General features: G+C 59.9%; 15 protein-coding genes. 4 read left to right on the top strand and 11 right to left on the bottom strand.

Annotated elements, in window-relative coordinates; genetic code table 11:
• Positions 1-127: 127 nt before the first annotated feature.
• A complete protein-coding gene (locus AC13QY_RS22705; protein WP_113352569.1) occupies positions 128-715 on the top strand; it encodes a nucleoside deaminase in 588 nt (195 codons plus the stop codon).
• Positions 716-737: 22 nt separating this feature from the next.
• Positions 738-1586, top strand: a complete 849-nt coding sequence (mazG, locus tag AC13QY_RS22710; RefSeq protein ID WP_113352570.1) for a nucleoside triphosphate pyrophosphohydrolase — start codon at positions 738-740, stop codon at positions 1584-1586.
• A 5-nt stretch (positions 1587-1591) separates the two neighbouring features.
• Here mazG and hflX read toward each other — a convergent pair whose 3' ends face one another.
• The 8 genes from hflX to dusB all read right to left on the bottom strand — a co-directional run bounded on the left by hflX (position 1592) and on the right by dusB (position 11807).
• Complete coding sequence (gene hflX, locus AC13QY_RS22715) at positions 1592-2926, bottom strand: GTPase HflX (RefSeq protein WP_113352571.1); 1335 nt, start codon at positions 2924-2926, stop codon at positions 1592-1594.
• Between the two features lie 78 nt (positions 2927-3004).
• A complete protein-coding gene (gene hfq / locus AC13QY_RS22720; RefSeq protein ID WP_003539403.1) occupies positions 3005-3247 on the bottom strand; it encodes an RNA chaperone Hfq in 243 nt (80 codons plus the stop codon).
• 107 nt (positions 3248-3354) lie between these two features.
• A complete protein-coding gene (locus AC13QY_RS22725; RefSeq protein WP_113352572.1) occupies positions 3355-4218 on the bottom strand; it encodes a D-amino-acid transaminase in 864 nt (287 codons plus the stop codon).
• A 49-nt stretch (positions 4219-4267) separates the two neighbouring features.
• Positions 4268-5632, bottom strand: coding sequence for a nitrogen assimilation response regulator NtrX (gene ntrX, locus AC13QY_RS22730; RefSeq protein WP_113352573.1), 1365 nt, complete (start codon positions 5630-5632; stop codon positions 4268-4270).
• Complete coding sequence (locus AC13QY_RS22735; RefSeq protein ID WP_113352574.1) at positions 5622-7895, bottom strand: sensor histidine kinase NtrY-like; 2274 nt, start codon at positions 7893-7895, stop codon at positions 5622-5624. Before AC13QY_RS22735 ends, ntrX begins: the two co-directional genes overlap by 11 nt.
• Before the next feature lie 281 nt (positions 7896-8176).
• Positions 8177-9628: a nitrogen regulation protein NR(I) gene (ntrC, locus tag AC13QY_RS22740; RefSeq protein ID WP_113352575.1), complete on the bottom strand. Its 1452-nt coding sequence runs from the start codon at positions 9626-9628 to the stop codon at positions 8177-8179.
• Positions 9625-10782 carry a two-component system sensor histidine kinase NtrB gene (locus AC13QY_RS22745; protein ID WP_113352576.1) on the bottom strand — a complete coding sequence of 386 codons (1158 nt, stop codon included), beginning with the start codon at positions 10780-10782 and terminating at the stop codon, positions 9625-9627. Before AC13QY_RS22745 ends, ntrC begins: the two co-directional genes overlap by 4 nt.
• Positions 10779-11807: a tRNA dihydrouridine synthase DusB gene (dusB, locus tag AC13QY_RS22750; protein WP_113352577.1), complete on the bottom strand. Its 1029-nt coding sequence runs from the start codon at positions 11805-11807 to the stop codon at positions 10779-10781. Before dusB ends, AC13QY_RS22745 begins: the two co-directional genes overlap by 4 nt.
• A 218-nt stretch (positions 11808-12025) precedes the next feature.
• Here dusB and AC13QY_RS22755 point away from each other — a divergent pair, with 218 nt between their 5' ends.
• Together AC13QY_RS22755 and AC13QY_RS22760 are read left to right on the top strand one after the other, a co-directional pair.
• On the top strand, positions 12026-13246 hold the full coding sequence (locus tag AC13QY_RS22755; protein ID WP_113352682.1) for a bifunctional 2-C-methyl-D-erythritol 4-phosphate cytidylyltransferase/2-C-methyl-D-erythritol 2,4-cyclodiphosphate synthase: 1221 nt from the start codon (positions 12026-12028) through the stop codon (positions 13244-13246).
• Entirely contained in the window at positions 13246-13740 is a 495-nt protein-coding gene (locus tag AC13QY_RS22760) for a CinA family protein (protein WP_371864919.1), read from the top strand. The genes AC13QY_RS22755 and AC13QY_RS22760 overlap by 1 nt, the downstream gene beginning before the upstream one ends.
• A 12-nt stretch (positions 13741-13752) precedes the next feature.
• Here AC13QY_RS22760 and AC13QY_RS22765 read toward each other — a convergent pair whose 3' ends face one another.
• The 3 genes from AC13QY_RS22765 to AC13QY_RS22775 are packed head-to-tail and all read right to left on the bottom strand — an operon-like array spanning position 13753 to position 15407.
• A complete protein-coding gene (locus tag AC13QY_RS22765) occupies positions 13753-14199 on the bottom strand; it encodes a type II toxin-antitoxin system RatA family toxin (protein ID WP_113333733.1) in 447 nt (148 codons plus the stop codon).
• A 9-nt stretch (positions 14200-14208) separates the two neighbouring features.
• Positions 14209-14790 carry a P-loop NTPase family protein gene (locus AC13QY_RS22770; protein WP_442967344.1) on the bottom strand — a complete coding sequence of 194 codons (582 nt, stop codon included), beginning with the start codon at positions 14788-14790 and terminating at the stop codon, positions 14209-14211.
• A gap of 23 nt (positions 14791-14813) precedes the next feature.
• The gene (locus tag AC13QY_RS22775) at positions 14814-15407 is read right to left on the bottom strand and encodes a P-loop NTPase family protein (protein ID WP_113352579.1); all 594 of its coding nucleotides are present in this window, start codon (positions 15405-15407) and stop codon (positions 14814-14816) included.
• Positions 15408-15423 lie beyond the last annotated feature (16 nt).

The raw sequence follows: 15423 nt of genomic DNA on the forward strand, positions 1-15423 counted from the left end.
TTTTATGACTCGGCCCCGTTGCCGAGCTGCTTTATTGCTTGTGGCAAACATAGTCTTTAAGTTATTTACGCATACCGCAGCATTTGCAATCCCGATAGACTGCAGCGAAAATCGTTGGAGAAAACCCTTGTCTGACAATAGCATCGCTGCACGCCTCCTCAACGTCGTCGAGCATGACATCCTGCCCCTGACCCGCAAAGGCGTCGCGGCCGGCAACAAGATTTTCGGCGCAGCTATCCTGCGCAAGTCCGATCTCTCGCTCGTCATCGCGGAAACCAACAATGAACTGGAAAACCCGCTCTGGCATGGCGAGGTTCACACCCTCAAGCGCTTCTACGAACTCGGCGAAAAGCCCGCGACCAGGGATCTGATCTTCCTGTCGACGCATGAGCCCTGCACCATGTGCATGTCGGCGATCACCTGGGCGGGCTTCGACAATTTCTACTATTTCTTCAGCCACGAGGACTCCCGGGATGCTTTCGCAATCCCGCACGATCTCAAGATCCTGAAGGAAGTCTTCGGTCTGGAGCCGGGTGGCTATCGCCGCCAAAATGTATTCTGGAACAGCTTTGCCATTTCCGACCTCGTGGAGACGGAAGACGATCCGCGTAAGGGCGAGCTGAAGGACCAGACGGCGCGCATCAAGCAAGCCTATGCCGATCTTTCCGAGAACTACCAGGCATCGAAGAGCGGCAACGATATCCCCTTGAAGTGACAGAGCAAAACTTGAGGCAACGATGGAAGCATCGCGAGACATTTCCCGTCTGATCGAGATCATGGCGGCGCTGCGAAACCCGGAGAGTGGTTGCCCCTGGGATATCGTCCAGACCTTCGAGACCATCAAGCCCTATACGATCGAGGAGGCCTACGAGGTCGCGGATGCGATCGAGCGCAAGGATAACGACGATCTTTGCGACGAGCTCGGCGATCTCCTGCTGCAGGTCGTTTTCCATGCCCGCATCGCCGAGGAGGCCGGCGCATTTTCCTTCGGCGATGTCGTGCATGCCATCACTCGCAAGATGATCCGCCGCCATCCGCATGTCTTCGCCGTCTCGGACGCCAAGACCGAGGATGCGGTGACGCTGCAATGGGATCGGATCAAGGCCGAGGAGAAGCGCGAACGGGCCGAACGGCGGGCGACGAGCGGCATCCCCGAGGACTTCAAGGCCGGCTTCCTGGGCTCGGTGCAGCGGACATTCCCTGCCCTGACCGAAGCCTTGAAACTGCAGGAACGGGCCGCCAAGGTCGGTTTCGACTGGTCTGCGCCGGAGCCGATCCTCGACAAGATCGAAGAGGAGATCGGCGAATTGCGGGCGGCACTTGCAAGCGGCGACAGGGCCAAAGTCAGTGATGAACTCGGCGATCTCATCTTCGCCGTCGTCAATATCGGCCGGCATGTGAACGCCGATCCAGAACAGGCGCTACGCGGCACCAACACCAAGTTCCGCCGCCGCTTCCATCATATCGAAACGACGCTGGAGGCCGAAGGCGAGACGCTGGAGGGCGCCTCGCTGGAGCGGATGGAAGAGATCTGGCAGTCGGCGAAAGCCATCGAGCGGCAGCTTGCCGGAGTCAAAACGGCCTAAAACACCTATTCCCAGTCTTCGCGCTGCGGCTTCGGACCGTTGCCCATGCGCCGTTCCAATTCAGCCGCTTCGGTTTCTGTCAGGCGAACGTCGAGCGTGACCGTGCCGTCCTCGTTGTCTTCGCGGTTGTCGACGACGGCATGATTGTAAAGCCAGGGCAGCAGCGCCAGCTTTTCGACGGGCAAGGTGATCGTCGTTTCCGTCAGCACGCCGGAGAGGCGCCGGCTGATTTCGTCCATCAGACGATCGACGCCCTCGCCTGTTATCGCTGAGACGGCAATGACGTTTTCCGCGGTCGACGCCTTCTGGACGATGGCGTCATGCGCTTCCGGCTCAAGGCGGTCGATCTTGTTCCAGACCTCGAGGATGCGCTCGGCGCCTTCGGCCTCGCCAATGCCGAGATCGCCGAGAATACGCATGACATCTGCACTCTGGGCCTGATTGTCATCATCGGAGAGGTCCCGCACATGCAAGATCAGGTCAGCTTCCAGCACCTCTTCCAGCGTCGCGCGGAAGGCGGCCACCAGGTGAGTCGGAAGGTCGGAAATGAAGCCGACGGTGTCTGAGAGAATGACGGTACGGCCATGCGGCAGCTTCATGCGGCGCAGCGTTGGATCGAGCGTCGCAAACAGCATGTCTTCCGCCAGTACGCCGGCGCCGGTGATGCGGTTGAACAGCGTCGATTTGCCGGCATTGGTATAGCCGACGAGAGCCACGATCGGATGTGGCACCTTTTTGCGCTTGGCGCGATGAAGCTGGCGGGTACGAACCACCTGCTCCAGTTCCCGCTCCAGCCGGATGATCCGCTCCTGCAGCATGCGCCGGTCGGCTTCGATCTGGGTTTCACCCGGGCCGCCCATGAAGCCCGCACCGCCGCGCTGGCGTTCAAGGTGGGTCCAGCTTCGAACCAGCCGGCCCTTCTGATAGTTCAGATGCGCCAGCTCGACCTGCAGCGTACCTTCCTTGGTGGAGGCGCGGCGGCCGAAGATTTCGAGGATAAGGCCGGTGCGGTCGATGACCTTGGCGTTCCATGCCTTTTCAAGATTGCGCTGCTGCACCGGCGTCAGAGGATGATCGACGATGACGAGGCCGGCGTTGAACTCATCGAGCAGCGCGAGGATTTCTTCGATCTTGCCGGTCCCCAGCAGGGTTGCCGGTCGCGGATCGTTGATCGGAACGATAGAGCCGTTGACGACATCGAGGTCGATGGCGAGCGCAAGGCCTTTGGCCTCTTCCAGCCGGCTTTCGGGCGGTCGAGTGACAGAGATGGCATTGTCGGCTTGAGCTGTCCGTGCAGCACGCGCCTGCTTCAATACAGGCACGACGACAACAGCGCGCATATCATCCCGGTGTTTTACGGTCTCCGGAATGAGGGAATCATTTTTGGTATCGCGTGTCGTGATAACGGCAAGTCCCAGTTAGGATGCGGCTTCTTCGCTCTCGAACATCTGCATCGGCTGACCCGGCATGATCGTCGAGATCGCATGCTTGTACACGAGCTGCGAATGGCCATCACGGCGGAGCAGGACGCAGAAATTGTCGAATGAGGTTACGACACCTGTGAGCTTCACGCCGTTAATCAAGAAAATCGTGAGTGAAATCTTTTGCTTGCGAACAGTATTGAGAAACAAGTCCTGCAAGTTCTGAGAACGTTCCGCCATCGCGCCGCTTCTTTCTTTTTTGCCGACCTGAGCCGGTTGAATGTCATGGTATACAGAGGTCCCGGACGGGAGATACCCTCATTCTCTCCCCCCAGCGAATGTTGGTATCAAATCGCAGTCTTTTCCGCAACGTCGAAAAAGGCTTCACGAATTTTCTGTGACATGCTGCCCGGATGACCGTTCGCTATCGTCTCTCCATCGATAGAAACGACCGGAAAACAGATACTTGTCGCCGCGGTGATGAAGACTTCGCGGGCCTTCATCATCTCCTCGACCGAGAAGAATCGCTCGACGATCGTCACATCGAGCTTGGCTGCGACGTCCATTAGCGTCGTCCGGGTGATGCCGCGCAGGATGCCGTGCTCGGCGGGGCGAGTAACGAGATTTCCGTCATGATCGACGATCCAGACGTTGGTGGCCGCACCTTCCTTCACCATGCCATTGTGGTCGATATAAATCGCCTCCTGGGCGCCGGCCTCCTTGGCCTGCTGGCGGGCCATGGCGTTCGGGAGTAGGCCGACCGACTTGATATCCACCCGATCCCAGCGATTGTCGCGAACGGTGATCGCCTTGATGCCGTTGGCGTTCTTCATGGCGATGACGGACTGATCGGTGCTCTTGGCAGTGACGACGATCGAGGACGGCGTGCCGGCCGGCGGAAAGACGTGATCGCGGCGGGCGACGCCACGCGTGACCTGCAGGTAGAACAGGCCATTGCGGACATGGTTGCGGCGCAGCGTCTCGCGAATCACCAGCACCAATGCCTGACGCGTCATCGGCCAGGCGATTCGTAGCTCGCTCAGCGAACGGTTTAGGCGATCGAGATGGCGCGTCAGGTCGACAATCACGCCATGGCGGACCTCGCAAACCTCGTAGACCCCATCGGCGAACTGATAGCCGCGGTCCTCAATATGCACCATGGCATCGCTGTGCTTGACGTAGCGACCGTTGACATAAGCTATTCTCGGCATGGAAGCCCCTGATCCGAATTCTGTGATGTTTGAAATGTCGGGCGGCTGATCAGACGCCCAACGACTTCAGCTTGCGATGCAGCGCCGAGCGCTCCATGCCGACAAATTCTGCCGTGCGCGAGATATTGCCCCCGAAGCGGTTGATCTGAGCGATGAGATAATCGCGCTCGAACATTTCGCGGGCTTCGCGCAGCGGTAATGTCATGATGTGATAATCGTTCTTGGCGGAGACCTTCGGCAGCATATCGCCAAGGTCGGTCGGCAGCATTTCCGCCGTGATCGGCGTTTCCGCCCCATCGGAGCGGGCCAGGATCATCAGCCGCTCGATATTGTTGCGAAGCTGGCGGATATTGCCTGGCCAGTCGTGCGCCTGCAGCACGGCCATGGCATCATCACCGATGCGGCGCGGACGGATGCCCGCCTGTTCCGAAATCTGACGCATCAGCTGATCGACGAGGAAGGGGATATCTTCGCGGCGCTCGGCAAGAGCCGGCACGCGCACAGGCACGACGGCGAGGCGATGATAGAGATCTTCGCGGAACAGCCCCTCGGCAATGCGGCTCTCGAGGTTATAGGCGGTAGACGAGATGATGCGCACATCCACCTTGACGCGCTTGGAACCGCCGACGCGCTCGAACTGCTGGTCGACGAGGACGCGCAGGATCTTATTCTGCGTCTCGCGCGGCATTTCACCCACTTCGTCGAGATAAAGAATGCCGCGATGAGCCTCCTCCAAGGCACCGATCTTGCGCGCCTGGCCCGGCGAGCCTTCGGTGCCGAACAGGGCGATTTCCATGCGCTCCGGCGTAATGGTGGCGGCATTCAGCGCCACGAACGGACCATTGGCACGCGCCGACTTCTTGTGGATCATGCGGGCCACGAGCTCCTTGCCGGAGCCTGACGGGCCGAAGATCATGATGCGGCTGTTGGTCGGCGATACCTTGTCGATCGTCTGGCGCAGCTGCGAAACGGCGACCGAGGTGCCGATCAGTTCCACAGCGTCGCCGGTGCGGCGCTTCAACTCGGAAACCTCACGCTTCAGCTTGGAATTTTCGAGCGCGCGCTCGGCGATCAGGATCAGGCGATCGGCCTTGAACGGCTTTTCGATGAAATCGAAAGCGCCGCGCTTGATGGCGGAGACGGCCGTCTCGATATTGCCGTGACCGGAGATCATGACGACTGGCAGCTCGGGATGGCGCGCCTTGATCTCGTCCAATAGTGCCAGACCATCGAGCTTGCTGCCCTGCATCCATATATCGAGGAAGATGAGCCGCGGCGCACGATCGGAAATCGCGGCGAGCGCGCTGTCGCTGTCATGCGCAGTGCGGGTTTCGTGACCCTCATCCGAAAGAATTCCCGAAACGATTTCGCGAATGTCTTCCTCGTCATCCACTACGAGAATGTCAGATGCCATAGACGCTTTCCTTGTCACTTGCTGTCGGGGCGACGGCGGCTTGCTCACGGCGCGGCAGATGCACGCGGATCATGGCCCCCCTGCCCTGGTCGAAATCGGCCGGCGCGTCGTGGAGTTCGATCTGCCCGCCATGGTCTTCAATGATCTTCTTGACGATGGCGAGGCCGAGGCCGGTGCCCTTCTCGCGCATCGTCATGTAGGGTTCGAGAATGCTGTGCCGGTTCTCGACCGGCAGACCGCGGCCATTGTCGATGACATCGACCGTGAAGCGGTCGCGATCCGGGTCCAGAGACGAACGCACCAGGATTTTCGGCTGTTCGCGCGCTTGGTCGCTCGGCACGCCTTCGATTGCCTCGACGGCATTCTTGATGAGATTGCCGAAGGCCTGGCCGAGCATACGCGCATCGAACATGCCCTCGAGCCGTTCGTCGCCCAGCTCGCGCTCGAATTTGACGTGAGTATTACCCATTTCGCGCAGGAACACGGCGTCGCGCAGAATATCGCGCAGATCGGTCGGCTCCATTGTCGGCTTCGGCATGCGGGCGAAGGAGGAGAACTCGTCGACCATGCGGCCGATATCGCCCACCTGCCGGATAATCGTATCCGTGCATTGGTCGAAAACGGGACGGTCGGCGTCGGCGATATTCTTGCCGAAACGGCGGCGGATGCGCTCGGCCGACAGCTGAATGGGCGTCAGCGGGTTTTTGATCTCATGGGCAATGCGACGCGCTACATCAGCCCAGGCGGTCGAACGCTGCGCTATGACAAGATCGGTAATGTCATCGAGTGTGATGACATAGGATTCATTGGCGTCACGCGATTCCTCGCGCGTCACCTGAACACTAAGCGTGCGTACCGTTCCGCCGCGAACAAGACTGATCTGCTTGCGGAAATCGCTGCGATGGCGCGTTGTCGCCTCGGTAACGACCTGCTCGACCTCGGGGGCGATCTCCGACAAGTTCTTGCCGATTAGTTCGTCGCTTTTGAGCGTCAGCAGATCTTCGGCGGAGGTGTTGACGATGGTGATACGCCGATCATGCTCGACGCCGATCACCGCTGCCGTCACACCCGAAAGCACGGCTTCAATGAAGCGGCGGCGATCGTCGACTTCATCCTTCGCTTCCAGAATCTCATCGCGCTGGGTACGAATTTCGGAAATCATCTTGTTGAAGGTGCGCGAGAGACTGCCGACATCGCCATCGGCCGAGCGTACCGGCACCAGCACGTTCATGTTGCCCGAGGCAACATTGTCTGCGGCGCTGATGAGAAGGCGGATCGGCCGCACAATGCGGTCAGCGATCGCAATCGCGGTCCAGATTGCCGCCAAAAGCACGATCAGAGCAAAGCCGATATAGAGGACGGCGAAGGCAATCTGAAGCGACATGCGGCCGGCTTCCATCGCCTTGTATTCGACGGTGTTGTCTTCAACCATACGCATGGCATTCATGACGCGTGGGTCGACAGCGCGCACGGTGTAGAGGAACGAACCCGGAAGCTCGTCCAGCTTGATGACCGCGCCGACGAGGTTGGTCACACCGGGCGGGATGAGCGTCGGCTGGCCATTGGCTGAAGAGTCCAACGCATCCTTCGGGATGGCCGGCAGTGGGCGTTCGGTCTTGATATCGGCCTGGACGATAGCGGTGCCATCGCGCCGCACCAGAAAGGCGCCCAGCAAGCCGCGTCCCCGCGCCTGCCGGGTCATCAGATCGGCAAAACCGGTGCGATCGAGGTTGAAGAGCGAGCGATTCCGTTCCAGATCGTTCGCCATCGAGACGGTCTGGCCCTGAAGATAGCTCGCATTCTCCATCAAATAGGCCTGCGCGACGTTCTGCGAGGAGCTGATGATCTGCTGCGTGCGCACGCCGAACCAGCGATCCAGACCGACATTGAGCGTCAGGCTGGCAACGATGGCGACGAGGATCGCCGGCGTGATCGCGACGATCGAGAAAAGAACGACGATGCGTATATGCAGGCGGGCTGCCGCACGGCCACGGCTGCGCGCCTTCATCAGCCGCGCCACTTCACGAGCGATCAGAGCAATCAGCCCCAGCACGAACAGGCCGTTAATGACGACAGAGGTGAAGACGACCGAGGAGGTCGGGGCAATCGGGGTCAACCCGAGAAGCATCAACAAGGTCGCGATAGCGCACAAAAGCGCACCGCCGGCCAAGATCAGACCAGGTAGGGCAAAGGAAGCACGACGGTCCGTCACCTTAACAACCGTCTCGTCGCTCGCCGCCGGCGACACCGCGTCCTGCATCATTCCCATCAATCTCCACGCCCGAGCGACGGTCGGCGCCCTGGTCGAATCGCACAGCGCTATGGCACGGGTGCGAGAGACAGGCAGAGGCGGAAACTGTCGTTCGGTTTCGCGCTGAAGCGAAACCTTTATTTCACGTCACTTCTGCAACATGTTGAAAAACCAGACGAACTCCTGTTCCTACAAGAGCGGCCAGATGAATCGCCACCGCAAAAACGACGAATCTGCTGCGTGACCTTTAAGCAACGCATTGTGGCGAAAATGCAACGCATGGGATTGCATTGTCAAGCCGTGCGGGAGCTTCTGTAAACCGAAACACCCAGTTCTCTGATCTTTTTGCGCAGCGTATTGCGGTTGAGGCCCAAAAGATCGGCCGCCTTGATCTGATTGCCGCGTGTGGCGGTCAAGGCGGCGAGAATCAACGGGTATTCCATTTCGGTCAATACGCGGTCGTAGAGGCCCGGCGGCGGCAGGTTCTCACCGAAACTGGCGAAATAGGTCCGCATGTTCTCCTCCACCGCCTGCGCAATGGTCATGGAGCCGGTGCGGACCGGGCCTTTCTCGATCGGGCTGTCGGGCACGTCGGCACGCAGCTCCGCTTCGATGATCTCCTTGGTAATGACATCCTGCGGATAAAGCGCCATCAGCCGGCGGATAAGATTTTCCAGCTCGCGGACGTTGCCAGGCCAGGGATAGGCCTTCATGAGTTCGAGCGCTTCCTGATCGAAACGCTTGGAACCAAGCCCCTCTTTCTCAGCCTGCTGGATGAAATGACGCACCAGATCGGGAATATCCTCGGCACGATCGCGCAGCGGCGGCAGACGTAGCGGCACGACGTTGAGGCGGTAATAGAGATCCTCGCGGAAGAGGCCCTGGTTGATCGCCTGCTTCAGGTCCTTGTTGGTGGCGGCAACGATGCGGACGTCAGTGCGGATCGGGGTGCGACCGCCGACGGTGGTATATTCGCCCTGCTGCAGCACGCGCAGCAGGCGCGTTTGCGCATCCATCGGCATATCGCCGATTTCGTCGAGGAACAGCGTGCCGCCTTCTGCCTGCTCGAAGCGGCCCGTCGAGCGGGTCTGCGCGCCGGTGAAGGCACCCTTCTCGTGGCCGAACAGTTCGGATTCGATCAGGTCGCGCGGGATGGCCGCCATGTTGATGGCCACAAAGGGACCGTTACGGCGCTTGCCGTAATCATGCAGGGCACGCGCTACCAGTTCCTTACCGGTACCGGATTCGCCGGTGATCATCAGCGTCAAATCGGTCTGCATCAGGCGTGCGAGCACGCGGTAGATTTCCTGCATCGCGGCGGATCGGCCGACGAGCGGCATACCGTCCTGCATGTCGTCATCGATTTTTGCCGGCTTGCGCTTCGGCTCCGACAGCGCGCGACCGACGATCGCGATCAGCTCGGTCAGGTCGAAGGGCTTCGGAAGATAGTCGTAGGCGCCCTTCTCCGATGCCTTGATGGCCGTCATGAAGGTGTTCTGCGCACTCATGACCAGAACAGGCAAATCCGGCCTCGCCTTTTTGATGCGCGGCAGCAGATCGAATGCGTTTTCGTCGGGCATGACGACGTCGGTTACGACAAGGTCGCCTTCGCCGGCGGAGACCCAACGCCAGAGCGTGGCGGCGTTCGATGTGATGCGTACATCGTAACCCGCGCGGCTCAAAGCCTGGTTGAGCACGGTGCGGATGGCCGCATCGTCATCGGCGACAAGGATCGTGGCTGTCATCGAGTAGTCCCTGTAGAGTTCGGAAGTGGGGCATCTTCTGAGGTGATGCCCTTGGAGGCAGGCATCAAAACACGGAAAGTGGTGCGATGGTTCTGGCTGTCGCATTCGACGATGCCGCCGTGGTCGCCGATGATCTTGGCAACCAGCGCAAGGCCGAGACCGGTTCCGTTCGTCTTGGTGGTGATGAACGGATCGAAAAGATGCGGCACGAGATCGGCCGGTACACCCGGGCCATTGTCGATGACGCAGAATTCCAGCGGCAGCGAGATCTTCTCGCGCGTGCCAGCAACCGAAAGCCGAATGCCGGGGCGATAGGCCGTCGTCAGCATGATCTCGCCATCCTGACGGTCGCCCACCGCTTCAGCGGCGTTCTTCACCAGATTGAGGAAGACCTGCACGAGCTGATCCCGGTTTGCGAAAACCGCCGGCAGAGAGGGGTCGTAATTCTCCGAAATCTTGATATTTCGGGCAAAGCCGGCCTTGGCGACGGCCTTCACATGATCGAGCACGGAATGGATATTGACGGGAACGCGATCGACGGGCCGTTCATCGGAGAAAACCTCCATACGGTCGACCAGCGAGACGATGCGGTCCGTCTCGTCGCAAATGAGGCGCGTTAGCGCGCGATCGTCGTCCTCGACCGATTGTTCGAGCAACTGCGCGGCGCCGCGAATACCTGACAGCGGGTTCTTGATCTCATGCGCCAGCATGGAGGCAAGGCCCGTGACCGAGCGGGCTGCGGCACGATGTGTCAATTGCCGGTCGATCTTGTCGGCCATGGAGCGCTCCTGGAACACCACCACCACAGAGCCGGGGTCGCTGGAAACCGGCGCAACATAGAGATCGACCAGCTTGTCCTGTCCGAGACGTGGCGAGCTCAGATCGACGCGATATTCATTCACTGGTGCGCGGCGTTCGCGCACCTGATCGATCAGCGCCAGCAAAGGGCTGCCGAAGGGAATGAAGCTGGAGATCTTGTAGCGCGACAGATGCGATGCGCTGGCGCCGAAGAAGGCTTCCGCCTCCCAGTTGGCAAAGGCAATGAGGCCGGCCTCGTCGACCATGACGACGGGGTTCTGGATCGCATTGAGAACGGCCATGGCCACGGAGTTGGCCGGGCTATCACCGGCACCGGAGCTGGATTTCGAAGTCATGCAGCCTCCTGAATGCGGTGAGCGAGATCAGCGCCTGCCTGCAGCGCGGCTCGGAAGGATACAGCAACCTCGCCGCTCTCTTTCGACGTCATGATCTTTGCCTTGTCGGCGCCCATTGTCGCCGGCGCATAGCGGTCGAGATACCAGGCGAGATGCTTGCGGGCATGGCGAATGCCGACCGCCTCGCCATAGAACTCCAGCATCATGCGATAATGTTCGAGCGCGATCTCGACGATCTCATCGCGGCTGGGCTCGCGATGCCCTGCCAGCACACCCGCATGCCATGGACGGCCCTGGCAGCCACGGCCGATCATGACGGCGTCAGCGCCGGAGCGACGTAGGATTTCCTGCGCGTCCTCAACCGTTTCGACATCGCCATTGGCGACAAGCGGAATGGAGATCGCGTCGCGCACGGCGCGGATCGCATCCCAATCCGCCCTGCCCTCGTAGAACTGCATGCGCGTGCGGCCATGAATGGTGACGAGTTGAACACCGGCCTCTTCGGCGCGCCGCGCGATATAAGGCGCATTGATGGAATTCTCGTCCCAGCCGAGCCGCATCTTCAGCGTCACGGGGATGTCCACCGCACTTACGGTCGCTTCGATCAATGTCAGCGCATGGTCCGGGTCACGCATCAGTGCCGAGCCGGAATAGCCGCCAATCACCTTCTTGGCCGGACATCCCATATTGATATCGATGATATCGGCGCCATTATCCGCGGCGATCTTTGCAGCCTCGGCCATCCAACGCGCTTCACGGCCCGCGAGCTGCACCATATGCGGCTTCAAGCCGGCGCTCTTCAAACGCGCCCAGGATTCGGCAGTATCCTGAACTAGCTCACGACTAGCGACCATTTCCGTGACGACCAGGCCGGCGCCATAGCGTAAAGCCAGCTGCCGGAAAGGAAGATCGGTCACGCCCGACATCGGCGCCAGGATCACGCGATTCCGGATGGATACGGAGCCGATGGAAAATGGAGCTGCAAGCTTGGAAGAAAGCAAATGATTATCTTTCGGGCACACCATACATCTGCACTATTTTTAGACACGCTTTGAAAGTTTGCCAAGGGGTTTCGAAGAATCCCGATATTTTTTGGGCAGATGCTGGAAAATAATCGGTCGAGGCGATAGACCCTGCTGGAGCAGGATCCCGTTTTGGCGATCTATTTAGCATGTGCTTATTCAAAAGCTCTACGCTTTTCAAAGCCATGCCGCAGACGGAGCCTTTCATCCTTCGGGGGTTTATGACGCAAATGCATTCAAAGCAACCGCTGTCGGTGGGAATCGTGATCGTTGCCGCCGGGCGCGGCGAGCGGGCTGGCTCTCCGGAAGAAGGCCCCAAGCAATATCGCCCGATCGGCGGCAGAGCGGTTATTGCGCATACGCTTGAAAAATTCGTGACATGGCCGCAGGCATCAAAGATCGTCGTCGTCATCCACCGCGATGATGAGGGGCTGCTGGGCGCGGCGCTGAAGCAGGTTTCAGGCCTGCCTGAGATCAAGATCGCCTTCGGTGGGGCGACTCGCCAGCAATCCGTGCTTGCCGGGCTGCGCGCGTTGAGAGATAGCGATGTCACACACGTGATGATCCACGATGCCGTGCGCCCGTTCTTCGATCATGATCTGCTCGACCGAGTGGCCGTAGTGCTCGCGGGTGGCGCGCCAGCGGTGCTGCCGGCCATGCCTGTCACCGACACGCTGAAGCGCGGCAATGCCGATGGACTGGTCGTCGACACCGTGCCTCGCGCCGGGCTTCATGCCGCCCAAACGCCGCAATCCTTCCGCTTGGCCGATATTCTTGCCGCGCATGAAAAGGCCGAAGCCGACGGCAAGATTGATTTCACCGACGATGCGGCAATCGCGGAATGGTGTAACCTACCGGTGACATTGGTAATCGGCAGCGCCGACAATGTGAAGCTGACAATCAAGAGGGATATTGCCATGGCCGATGAAAAGCTCAGTGCCGCGCTGCTGCCGGACGTGCGCACCGGCAACGGCTATGATGTCCATCAACTGGGGCCTGGCGATGGCGTTACCCTCTGTGGCGTGTTCATTCCGCATGACCAGAAGCTGAAGGGGCATTCGGACGCTGATGTTGCCCTGCACGCGCTGACGGACGCGCTTCTTGCCACCTGCGGCGCCGGCGATATTGGCGATCATTTTCCGCCCTCCGATCCGCAATGGAAGGGTGCACCGTCGCGCATCTTCATCGAGCACGCGGCAAAGATCGTGCGCGAACGCGGCGGCACTATCATGAATGCGGATGTCTCGCTGATCGCCGAGGCGCCGAAGCTCGGGCCGCATCGTGACGTCATGCGCGCCAAGCTTTCCGAATTCCTCGGCATCAGCATCGATCGGTGTTCGGTCAAGGCAACGACAAACGAGAAGATCGGCTTCGTCGGCCGCCGCGAAGGCATCGCCGCCATTGCGACAGCCACCGTCGTCTATCGCGGAGGCAAGGCATAATGCACTTTCCCGATGAGATTATCGCGCTTGCGCAAAAGATCGTGGCTGACTTCACCGCAAAAGGCTGGATGGTCGCGACGGCAGAATCCTGCACCGGCGGGTTAATTGCTGGCGCTCTCACCGAGATTCCAGGTTCGTCCGCCGTGGTCGATCGCGGCTTCGTCACATACACCAATACCGCCAAGATGGAGATGCTCGGCGTTCAGGAGCAGACGCTGGCGCAATTCGGTGCGGTGTCGAAGGAAACGGCGCTGCAGATGGTGCATGGCGCCCTCTTCCGCTCTCGAGCCGATTTTGCCGTGGCGGTCACGGGTATCGCCGGTCCCGGCGGCGGCTCCGCGGAAAAGCCCGTCGGGCTCGTTCATCTGGCCGCCAAGGGGCGAAGCGGCAGGATCATCCATCGTGAAATGCGCTACAGCGACATCGGCCGCGACAAGGTTCGGCTCGCCACGTTACGGACGGCATTGGAGATGCTTGTCACGCTCGCTCAATGAGCGGGAGCGGCTTCAAGCATAGATTTTGTTCGCGCGCGTCTCAAAGGCATCCGTGAACATGCGGAAGGCCCGATCGAACATCGATCCCATCAAAGCACCGAGAATACGGCTCTTGAACTCGTAGTCGATGAAGAAGTCGATGACGCTGCCGCCATTCTCCGCCGGCTGAAAGCGCCAGCGATTGTCGAGATACTTGAACGGTCCATCGATGTATTTCACGTCGATCGCGCGATCCGCTTTGTTCAGCAGCACCTGTGTGGTGAACGTCTCGCGGATGGCCTTATACCCGACCGTCATATCGGCAACGAGCAAGGTCTTACCGTCCCGTTCCTTGCGGCTGCGAACCGTGAGCGCGTCACAAAGCGGCAGGAATTCCGGATAACGCTCCACATCGGCGACGAGGTCGAACATCTGGTCGGGCGAATGCGGAACGGGGCGATGGGTTTCGAACTGAGGCATGAGCCGCAATTAAGCAGGACGACAGAGAAGATCAAGAAGCTGACGCATTTCACCACGGGATTTCAGCTGTAAAACCGGCACATTGGGGCCGTGCTCGGCAAGCCCGGCAAGGACTCTAGGCGTGAATTTTTCCTCAAATGTCCAAATAAAGCGCAGAAACTCCCAATCGACTTTCTCGATGCAGCCCGGTGCCATTTCCGGGCGCGTGCGGCCCATCCACTTGATCCAGCGAGAAATAGCACCCCAGATGCATAGTAAGCGAGGCATCCGCACCCATATGACCAAATCAGTACGCGGCAGGCGTATGTCGAATGTCGAGGGATTGGTCCCGTCCATGATCCATCGCTCGCCCTGCACCTTGGTGACGATGATGGCGCGCTGCTCGTCCCTGTCGCGCTGAACCCAGCCCGGCAGCCACAAAACGTCGCGATCGATCGACACATAAGTAAGACCGAACCGAGTGACTATCTGCTGCGAGAGGGTCGACTTTCCTCCGCCGGAGCAGCCCATGACAAGGATTCGGTTCGCCCTGCGGATATGATCGGCTGCTTCAGCGAGATCGTACACTTCGCTACGCAACGCAGGATTCATCACTTGATCCATCACACAGCCTCTCAGATCTTGCTTCGAAAGCGTGACAGCAATTCCTCACCGTCGCTGTAGGATTTCAACGTCACAACAGGCACATGGCTGCCGTACCGTGCCAGCATCTCCTGAAACTGCGGTGCTTCTTCTCGCTCGAACGTCCAGATATAACGAAGGAATTTCCAATCCAGCCGCTCGGGGCATCCGGGCGCCATTTCGGGCCGCGACCGGCCGCGGTAGCGCAGCCAGCGCGAAATCACACCGCGGAGTGCCACGTATCGCGGTGGGCGTCGCCATATAACGAGGTCGGTGCGCGGCAGCCGCAAGGGCAAGGTTCCGGGGCTGTTGCCGTCCATGATCCAGCGTGGTCCGGCAACCGCCTGCTCGATCAGCACGATGGCTTCCGGGCGCGGGCGCGATTTCCAGCCGGGCAGCCAGAAGATATCGCGATCCATCGAAACATAGGTCAACCCACGCAGCGACGCGATGGCCTGCGCGAGCGTGCTCTTGCCTGTGCCGGAACAGCCAATGATGAGAATACGATCTGCTTTTTCGACGATGCGTGCCGCCTCATCGATATCGACGGCACGGACGAGCGCATGCGGCGCGACGATCTGCTCCACGGTCCAGCTCCATAAT

It is taken from the genome of Martinezella sp. CNPSo 3795 (assembly GCF_057784475.1).